Source organism: Acidovorax sp. GW101-11A03 (genome assembly GCF_059424825.1).
This window is the reverse complement of the sequence record NZ_JBWKZU010000109.1, coordinates 1-8945: the sequence shown is the minus strand read 5'-3', so window position 1 is coordinate 8945 and position 8945 is coordinate 1. Positions and strand designations below refer to the sequence as shown.

Sequence of the window (8945 nt, the reverse complement as noted above, 5' to 3'; positions counted from 1 at the left end):
GGCAAACACATCGGGGTTGCGCACGGCCTCGGCCAGCACCTCCAGGCCGATGCGGGTGTACACCGGGTCGGCCAGCAGGGCGAGGCTTTCTTCCACGATGGCGATCAGCGCGCCATAGAGGTTGTGAGCACCTGCCGCAGCGGCAAAACGCTCGGCAGTTTCGCGCTGGTCCTCTTCCACGATGGCCGCGATGATGGCCTCCTTGGTCGGGAAGTAATGGAACAGGTTGCCGGGGCTCATGCCCGCCTCGGCGCAGATCTCGGCGGTGCGGGTGGCATGAAAGCCCTTGCGCATGAAGCAGGCCACCGCGGCCTCCAGGATCTGCTGGCGCCGCGCCTGATGGCGCTCGGGGTCCACGGTACGCATGTGAAAAATCTTGTGCAGTTATTAATAGATCAACCAGTCGATTTATTAAAACACCGCAACCGCGCCGCTGTCAAATCCGCTACCCCATCCCTGCGGGCTTGGGCGTATAAAGCGCCAGGGGCCGCCTTTTCCCGTTGCTCACAAAGGGCCAGGCATGGGGAGCCCCCCTGAACAACAACACAGGAGACAACGATGGACATCAGCGCCCCCCACACCACCACCGACCCGCGCAGCTTCAAGAGCTTCGCGGAGTTCTATCCCTTCTACCTGGGCGAACACAGCAACCGCACCTGCAGGCGCCTGCACTTCGTGGGCTCTACGCTCACCCTCGTCTGCCTGGCCATGCTGGTGGCCACGGGCAAGCCGCAGTACCTGCTGTATGGTCTGCTCTGCGGCTATGGCTTTGCCTGGGTGGGGCACTTCGGCTTCGAGAAGAACAAGCCCGCCAGCTTCAAGCGCCCGCTCTACAGCTTCATGGGCGACTGGGTGATGTACAAGGACATCTGGACGGGCAAGGTGCCGTTCTGATCTGAAAATTCAAGAAAAAATGGCCGCTACCGCGCTTCCACCATGCGCCGATAGCTATATATTTTATAGCAATCAAAGCGCAGCAGCAGTTCATCCGGCCTGCGCGGCGCTCTCCAGCACATCGGCCATGTGCAGGCTCTCCAGGCCCGCGCGCTGCCACAGCGGGGCCAGGCTCTGGGCGCGCTCCAGCAGCAGCTTCTGCACCAGGGGCGCGAGCGGGGTGAGGGCCGGGTCGGCCAGCAGCACATAACGCGGCTCGGGCACGTCCGAAGCGCTCACCGCCGCATCGGCCACCTCGCCCGCCCAGTCCAGGGCGGTCAGGGCTTCGAGCACGGGTTCGAGCTGCAGCACGTCCACGCGCAGCAGCTGAGCGAGCTGGCTGGGGCGTAGGCCTTTCATGGGCTGGCTGCGCGCGCGGTGCAGCTCCTGCAGCACCTCGATCGCGAGCTGGAACGTCCAGCCCGCCACCGTGCCGCGCCGCGCCACGCCCGCCAGCAGGCTGGGCAGGTAGGCGGTGACCACGGCCCCCAGCAGCACGATGACCCAGGCCACATAGATCCACACCAGCAAGATGGGCAGCGTGGCAAACGCGCCGTACACCACCGAATAGGTGGGCACCTTGCCCAGGTACAGCGCCAGGATCTTCTTGGCCAGCTCGATGCACACGGCCACGAACAGCCCGCCCGTCCAGGCATGGCGCCATTTGACCGGCGTGTTGGGCACATAGTGGTACAGCGACGCCATGCCCCCCGCCAGCACCACAAACTGGATCGAGTCGAACAGCAGTTGCACGCCATCGGGCAACCGTTTGACCAACCCGCCCGAGGCCGACATCACATACGAGGTGAGCGCCAGGCTCGCGCCCATGAGCAGCGGCCCCAGCGTGATGGCGGCCCAGTAGATCAGCACCCGCTGGCCCAGCGGGCGCAGGCGCGGCACGCGCCAGATGTCGTTGAGCGTGCGGTCGATGGTGAGGATCAGTGCGAGCGCTGTGGCCAGCAGGATGCTGAAGCCCGCCACCCCCAGGCCGCTGGCCTTGGAGGCAAACTGGTTCAGGTAGCCAATCACCTGGCGCGAGATGCTGTCGGGCACCAGGCTGCTGACCAGCCAGCCCTGCAGCGCATCCTGCAGCTTGCCGAAAATGGGGAACGCGGTGAACACCGCCAGCGCGACGGTAAAAAACGGCACCAGCGCCAGGATGGTGGTGAAGGTCAGGCTGCTGGCCGTAAGGCCCAGGTGGTCCTCACGAAAGCGCTCGCGCAGCGTCTGGGCCGTGGTCTTCCACGGGAAGTGCGACAGTTCATTGATCAACGCTTCGGTGCGTGATGCGACTGTCTGTAGGGAAAGAGGCATGGCCGATATGATGCCACCCCAATGACTGCATCCCCCGCCACCCCCCTCACACCCTCTGACCACGGCGTTGCCGCCACCCGCTGGCTGGCCACCGGCAGCCTGCTGGCCCTGATTGTTCTATGCCTGGCCTGGGAGTTGGTGCTGGCCCCCTTGCGCCCCGGTGGCACCTGGCTGGCCATCAAGGCCCTGCCGCTGTGCATTCCGCTGGCGGGCATCCTCAAGAACCGCATGTACACCTACCGCTGGGTCAGCCTGGTGATCTGGCTGTACTTCACCGAAGGCGTGGTGCGCGGCTGGAGCGACAAGCCCCCGTCGCAATGGCTGGCCTGGGCCGAAGTGGCGCTGTGCCTGGTGCTGTTCACGGCCTGCACGCTGCATGTGCGTGTGCGCCAACGCAACGCCAAGGCAGCCGCAGCCGCCGCAGAGGCCAGCGCAGCGGCACCCGGCCCTTGAAGAATCCAGCGCCGCGCCCTGCCCCATCCAGACACTGACCCACCCGTTTTGCCCATGACCACTTTGCTTGACACCCTGCGCGCCATCGTTGGCCCCACCCATGTGATCACCGAAGGCGACCTCACCGCCTGGGAACAGGACTGGCGCCGCCGCGTGCGCGGCAAGGCCCTGGCCGTGGTGCGCCCCGCCAACACGCAGGAAGTGGCCGCCGTGGTCAAGGCCTGCGCGGCGGTGGGTACCGCCATCGTGCCCCAGGGCGGCAACACGGGTCTCGCCGTGGGCTCCACGCCCGATGACAGCGGCACGCAGATCGTGCTCAGCCTCACGCGCATGAACGCGGTGCGCAGTGTGGACACCGACAACCTGACCATGACCGTGGAAGCGGGCTGCATCCTGCAGAACCTGCAGGACGTGGCGCAGAACGCCGGCGTGCTGTTCCCCCTGAGCCTCGCGGCCGAAGGCAGCTGCACCATCGGCGGCAACCTGGGCACCAACGCGGGCGGCACGCAGGTGGTGCGCTACGGCAATGCGCGCGACCTGTGCCTCGGCCTTGAAGTGGTCACGCCGCAGGGCGAGGTGTGGGACGGCCTCAAGGGCCTGCGCAAGGACAACACGGGCTACGACCTGCGCGACCTGTTCATCGGTAGCGAAGGCACGCTGGGCATCATCACCGCTGCCACCATGAAGCTCTACCCCCAACCCGCCGCCAATCTCACGGCCTGGGCCGCCGTGCCGTCAATGGAGCATGCCGTGGCCCTGCTGGGCCTGGCGCACAAGCAGCTGGGCGCGGGGCTCACGGGCTTTGAGGTGATGGGCCAGTTTGCATTGAGCCTGGTGGGCAAACACATGCCGCAGCTGCGCGTGCCGTTTCTGGGCGACGAGAATGCGCCCTGGTGTGTGTTGCTGGAGAACTCCGACAGCGAATCCGAGGAACACGCCCGCGCGCGCTTCGAATCGCTGCTGGAAACCGCGTTTGAAATGGGCTGCGTGACCGACGCCGTGGTGGCCGAAAACCTCACGCAAGCCCACCAGCTGTGGCATATCCGCGAGAGCATTCCGCTCGCTCAGGCCGAAGAGGGCCTGAACATCAAGCACGACATCTCGGTGCAGATTTCGCGCATCCCCGCCTTCGTGGCGCACACCGACGCGGTGCTGCAGCGCGAGATCCCGGGCGTGCGCCTGGTCAACTTCGGCCACCTGGGCGACGGCAACCTGCACTACAACGTGCAGGCACCGGCAGAAGGCGACCCCAAGGCCTTCCTGCGCGAGCACGAGGACCATGTGAACCACCTGGTGTACGAGGCCGTGGCCGAGTTTGGCGGATCGTTCTCGGCCGAGCATGGCATCGGCGAACTCAAGGCCGAGAAGCTCGCCAAGTACCAGTCGCCCGTGGCGCTTGGCATGATGCGCGCCATCAAACAGGCACTGGACCCGCAGGGGATCATGAACCCGGGGCGGGTACTGAAGGTCTAACGCCGCACGGTCTGCGCAAACATAGGATCAGCGCGAGATGTGCAGGCCGCACACGGCCAGCAGCTCGTGCATCTGGGGCAGCAGCCCCCGGCCAAACGCGTCGGCCTCGTACATTGCATAGCGCTCCAGGGCGCGTTGCTCGAAGTCAGGGGCGTTGACTGCAGCCGCCACCAGCAGATCGGGGTGGTAGTTCAGCAAGCGGTAGTCGCTGCGTTGGCGCAGGCCCACAAAGGGGCATTCCTCATCCGGCACGCGGTTGGCCCATCTGTCCAGATCCTCCAGGCTGTGCAACTGGTCCAGCCAGTCCAGCACGGCCCTGTCGTACAGCGCCGCCAGCTCATCCCGGCGCGTGGCAGCACTGTCTGCGCTGCCCATGGGCAACTCGTAGATCACCCCTCCCGCCTGTTTTTGGAACAGTGCCGGTGGCTCCAGGTAAGTGAAGGGCAGCCTGTGCGTCTGCGCGAAGTGCTGCAAGGACACCTTAAAGGCCGGCCCGCCATCGCTGTTAAGAGCGGGCTGCAGGTGGGAGGGCAATGCAAGGCGTATCCACACGCCGTGGTGCAAGGTGTCCCGCACCATGTCCGAGTACACCAGCGCCTCGCCCACAGGCAGCTTTTTCTTGAACCAGAATGCGCCCCGCAGCTTGCGCCAGCCCCGTTGGGTGAACAGGGGCTCCAGCGATTGCTGCACCCAGCGGCTGCGCGCCGAAGGCGAAGTGTCCAGCTCAGGGAGCACAGGCACATCCGCCACGGCTGCAACAGATCCCATGGGGCCCATCACCTGCCCCGAAGGAGGGTGCACCTCGCCGCTCTGCGGATCAAAAATCACCCACCCCAGCTGGCGGGCCACGCGCTCGATCACCGGCAGCACCACCTCCAGTTCGGCCACGGCAGGACTCAGGCTTTGCACCAGCGCGAACGGGTCCGGCTCCGGGGGTTCAGTCCAATAGTCCTCGGGCTCGCCATCCTGCGGCAGCCCGGCTGCAAGGGCTTGCATCAGCACGCCTGCCGCAGGATCGGGGTTGAAGCTCAACTGCTGGCGCAAGTCACGCAACGTGACCTGCGCGTCCTCACTGGAGACAGGGATCGGATGGCGCCAGAGGTGCAGAACATAGCTCATGGTCAAAGCGTGGGGCACAGGGCCCGAATGCGGATCAGACGCGCATCGTAGCCCACCGAATCCCAACAAACCGTAGGGCATGGCCGCCGCCGCGCAGCTGCAGGCCCCGGCAAGGAAAACGGCCCTCCGGCTCTGCCTGCACAATCACCGCTTCGCTCCACAACACCGCTCGGCCCGCCATGAGTTCTGCTGTCTCCATACGCCCCGCTCAGCCCTCCGACTACGCCGCATGGCGCCCGCTCTGGGACGGCTACAACGCCTTCTACGGTCGCTTTGGCGCCACGGCGCTGCCCGAGCACATCACGCAAACCACCTGGCAGCGGTTTCATGACGCGGCAGAACCCATGTTCTGCCTGGTGGCGCAAGACGATGCCAGCGGCGAGCTGCTGGGCCTCACGCACTGCGTCTTTCACCGCAGCATGACGCGCATCGAACCCGTTTGCTACCTCAGCGATTTGTTCACCCGTGAGGCCGCGCGCGGCCGGGGCGTGGGGCGGGCGCTGATCGAAGCGGTGTACGACGCTGCGCGCGCCGCCAAGTCTTCCCGCGTGTACTGGCAAACGCACGAGACCAATGCCGCCGGGCGCCAGCTGTACGACAAGATGGCCAAGCACCATGGCTTCATCGTGTACGCCCAAGAACTCTGACCGCCATCCAAGGTCCGCCCATGACACTGCCTGATCTGCACCGCGCCATCAACGAACACGCCGGCACCTTCACTTGCGAGCGCATCAACAAGCCGCAGCAAACCAAAACGGTGAACTTCCAGCACCACATCCAGCCCCCCGCTGCGCTGGATGCACCCCTGCCCGATGTGGGCCAGCTGCGCGCGTTCTACGCCACGCTGGGAGGCGTTTTGCTCTACCACGACGCCGACTCTGGCGACGCCGCCCGCTACATCGCCCCGCCCGCTGAATGGCCCACGCTGCAAGAGGCGTTTGAAGGCTGGACGGAACACCTGAGCGACGAAGAACGCGAAGAGATCCTGCCCGACTGGATCCCACACTGCCTGGTGATTGGCGAGACGCCCCATTCGGGCAACTACATCCTGATGGCGACCGATGGCGAGTGCGCCGGACAGGTGTTCGAGTTTGACCACGACGGTTTCGAGTTCACCCACGAGGCCAACGACCTGGTGGACTATGTACAGCGCCTGCTCCACCTCGACAGCCAAATGCTGACGAACATCGCCTCGCACATGCGCTTCATCGACAAGAACACAGGGGCGCAGTGGTGGATTCTGGAAATGAACGACAACCAGGGCCACCGGGTGACCACAAGCACCTAGCGACGTCGCGGGCGCTGGGAAACCTTATCCATAACGCTATAAAAAAGAGAGCTACAAGCGCATACCCAACAGGCGCCAGCGGCCAATTTTGCTTGCATCTCTACCCCCCCAAGGCCGGGCACGACGGGCGGGCACGCCAGGAACCCCAGTCAGTTCATAGCGCCTTGCGCATCGGCTGTGCCTGCAGACCGGCCCACGTTTGCACCGCGCCATGCGGCACGTAGCCATTGCGGCGGTAAAAGTGCTCAGCGGTGCGCGTGCTCTCAAGACCCAAGGCTGAGAGCCCCACCTTGCGCGCATGGCCCTCGGCTTGTCGCAGCAAGGCCCGCCCCACCCCTTGGTGTATGGCTTCAGGCACCACATAGCACAACGCCAGCGTGGCCCGCGCCACCAGCGCAAAACCCACCATCGTGTCGCCCCGGTATGCACCCCACGCGGCAGCGTCTGGCGCGGACATCCACGCAGCCAGATTCTCGGGGGTCTTGTTGATCAGCCAGGCCGTCAGGATGGCAGGGTCATGGCCGTGGTCGAGGGAGCAGCAGTGGGTGATGGACTGGCGGATGAGCGTGCAGGCGGCTTCTGCCGTGACAGGGCCGACGGGGATGATCTGTGTGTCCTGGGGCACTGCGCTACCCGCAATCACGCCGAAGCCAGCCTCGAAAGCGCGACGGCCAAAACGGCGAGCAACCCATAGAACAACAAGCCCACGAATATCAGGCCGTTGGTCGTCACCACACGTTGCCCGTCATGGAGAAACGACAGTGCGCCCGCCGCGCTCAAGGTACGCGCTTCGTTGGTGCTCCAGCGCTCAGAGCGCCAGCGGCCGAAGCTGAGCACCCGGATCACCTGCGCGCCCGTGAAGACGATCAGCACCTCAACCGCTGACCACAGCATCGCAACCAGAAACTCCGTCATCGGCATCCTCCGCAAATCTGCAACAGGAAATGATAGACGGCCTGCCCCTCCAACGACGGTGCCCCAAACCCGGATGTCAGCACGGGTCTTGGGCTGCTGGATGCTGCTCGCTCCATGCGCGCGCTGCCTCCCAGCCCGGTGGCACGCAGCCCTGCTCCATCACACACAGGCTGGCGCTGGCCAGCGCATGGCGCAGCGCCAGCTGGCAGGCGTCCGCCGTCAGCCCGTCCACAAACTGCGTAAAACTCGCAACCCCTGCAGCCTGCGATTGCCGCCGCAAATGCGCCAGCAGCCCCGCCAGAAAACTGTCGCCCGCGCCCACGGTGTCCGCCACAGGCAGCGGCTGGGCCTCTTTGGCAAAACACTGCGCGCCGTTGCGGTGCAGCAGCCAGGCGCCTTCCGCGCCCAGCGTCAGCGCCAGCAGGTGGGCCTGCGGGTTGGCGGCGAACAGGTTCTGCGCGCGGGCCAGGGCATCCCCACCAGGCACAGCCAGATGCTCCAGGTCTTCGTCGCTGGCCTTGATGATGTGGGCGTGGGCCAGCGCGGCGTGCACCGTGGTGCGGTAGGCCGCCAGGTCGGGCATGACGGAGGGGCGCAGGTTGGCATCGACCACCACGCAGCGGCCTGCGGCGCGCTGGGCGGCCAGCCATGGCAAGTAGATGGCCGTGTCGCGCGCGTCGAGAGCCAAAGCGCCGGTGCAGACCAGCTGCAGCGCGGGCAAAGCCGCGCAGCTTTCGCCCAAACCCGCGGCGGACACAGCGCGGTCTGCCACACCTTCGCGGTAGAAGGCGTAGTCGGGGTGGCCATTTGCATCGAGGTTGACCACGGCCAGTGATGTGACTTGCTGCACGGGCTCGGGCTGGGCCAACACCACGCCATCGTCCACCAACTGCGCCGCCAGCTCGCGGCCAAATCGGTCGCGCGACAAGGGGTTGAGGTACTGGGTGCCCACGCCCTGCCTCGCCAGCGCACGGCACAGGTTGTAGAGCGCGCCGCCCAGGCACGGCAGGTAGCTGCCATCGGGGCGGCGGATGAGGTCGATGAGGGCCTCGCCTGCGATGGCGGCGTGGATGAGCGCTTTGCCGTTGGAAGTCGTGGATGCAGAAGTCATGGACGTTTGGGAGTAAGCGGACAGTGCGTCAGAACTGCGATTGCAGTGCGGGGTACAGAGCGACAAAGCGGGCATAGCGTTCGGCCAGCTGAGCTTGTTGTGCGGGCTGTGGCATGAAGGTGGCGTCAGCGGGCAGGGGCTGGCACCAATGGGCTTCGTCACCACCGCAGGCCATGGCAGCCAGGCGCGCGGCCCCCAGGGCTGCTGCAGCGTGTGCGCCCTGCGGGCGCTGCAGCGGTGCACCCAAAGCGCTGGCCAAGAGCTGCGCCCAGGGGTTGCTGCGGGCACCGCCACCGACCAATGCCAGGGCTGCGTCATCATCCCGGCGGGCAGCACGAC

12 protein-coding genes are annotated in these 8945 nt (G+C 65.9%); 5 read left to right on the top strand and 7 right to left on the bottom strand.

Annotation, left to right across the window (positions count from 1 at the left end):
* Positions 1–366, bottom strand: a 366-nt coding sequence (locus AC07Z7_RS24415) for a TetR/AcrR family transcriptional regulator (RefSeq protein ID WP_494767948.1), incomplete at its 3' end; no start/stop codon positions are given.
* A gap of 192 nt (positions 367–558) precedes the next feature.
* On the opposite strand from AC07Z7_RS24415, the gene AC07Z7_RS24410 reads away from it, so the two are divergent.
* On the top strand, positions 559–894 hold the full coding sequence (locus AC07Z7_RS24410; protein ID WP_094290779.1) for an Mpo1-like protein: 336 nt from the start codon (positions 559–561) through the stop codon (positions 892–894).
* Between the two features lie 90 nt (positions 895–984).
* Here AC07Z7_RS24410 and AC07Z7_RS24405 read toward each other — a convergent pair whose 3' ends face one another.
* Positions 985–2247, bottom strand: coding sequence for a YihY family inner membrane protein (locus AC07Z7_RS24405; RefSeq protein ID WP_094290778.1), 1263 nt, complete (start codon positions 2245–2247; stop codon positions 985–987).
* Between the two features lie 21 nt (positions 2248–2268).
* On the opposite strand from AC07Z7_RS24405, the gene AC07Z7_RS24400 reads away from it, so the two are divergent.
* Both AC07Z7_RS24400 and AC07Z7_RS24395 read left to right on the top strand, forming a co-directional pair.
* Positions 2269–2700: a DUF2069 domain-containing protein gene (locus AC07Z7_RS24400; RefSeq protein ID WP_494767947.1), complete on the top strand. Its 432-nt coding sequence runs from the start codon at positions 2269–2271 to the stop codon at positions 2698–2700.
* Positions 2701–2754: 54 nt separating this feature from the next.
* On the top strand, positions 2755–4173 hold the full coding sequence (locus AC07Z7_RS24395) for an FAD-binding oxidoreductase (protein WP_494767946.1): 1419 nt from the start codon (positions 2755–2757) through the stop codon (positions 4171–4173).
* A 27-nt stretch (positions 4174–4200) separates the two neighbouring features.
* Here AC07Z7_RS24395 and AC07Z7_RS24390 read toward each other — a convergent pair whose 3' ends face one another.
* On the bottom strand, positions 4201–5292 hold the full coding sequence (locus AC07Z7_RS24390) for a hypothetical protein (RefSeq protein WP_494767945.1): 1092 nt from the start codon (positions 5290–5292) through the stop codon (positions 4201–4203).
* 179 nt (positions 5293–5471) lie between these two features.
* Here AC07Z7_RS24390 and AC07Z7_RS24385 point away from each other — a divergent pair, with 179 nt between their 5' ends.
* Entirely contained in the window at positions 5472–5939 is a 468-nt protein-coding gene (locus AC07Z7_RS24385; protein WP_094290774.1) for a GNAT family N-acetyltransferase, read from the top strand.
* A 20-nt stretch (positions 5940–5959) separates the two neighbouring features.
* Positions 5960–6580 (top strand): SMI1/KNR4 family protein, encoded by a 621-nt coding sequence (locus tag AC07Z7_RS24380; RefSeq protein WP_494767944.1) that lies wholly within the window; start codon positions 5960–5962, stop codon positions 6578–6580.
* Between the two features lie 154 nt (positions 6581–6734).
* Here AC07Z7_RS24380 and AC07Z7_RS24375 read toward each other — a convergent pair whose 3' ends face one another.
* The 4 genes from AC07Z7_RS24375 to AC07Z7_RS24360 form a co-directional block, all read right to left on the bottom strand.
* Positions 6735–7223 carry a GNAT family N-acetyltransferase gene (locus AC07Z7_RS24375; protein ID WP_494767943.1) on the bottom strand — a complete coding sequence of 163 codons (489 nt, stop codon included), beginning with the start codon at positions 7221–7223 and terminating at the stop codon, positions 6735–6737.
* Positions 7220–7495 carry a hypothetical protein gene (locus AC07Z7_RS24370; RefSeq protein ID WP_440114682.1) on the bottom strand — a complete coding sequence of 92 codons (276 nt, stop codon included), beginning with the start codon at positions 7493–7495 and terminating at the stop codon, positions 7220–7222. Before AC07Z7_RS24370 ends, AC07Z7_RS24375 begins: the two co-directional genes overlap by 4 nt.
* A gap of 76 nt (positions 7496–7571) precedes the next feature.
* Positions 7572–8606, bottom strand: coding sequence for a PfkB family carbohydrate kinase (locus tag AC07Z7_RS24365; protein ID WP_494767942.1), 1035 nt, complete (start codon positions 8604–8606; stop codon positions 7572–7574).
* 28 nt (positions 8607–8634) lie between these two features.
* Positions 8635–8945: FGGY-family carbohydrate kinase (locus AC07Z7_RS24360; RefSeq protein WP_494767941.1), on the bottom strand; the 311-nt coding region annotated here is incomplete at its 5' end.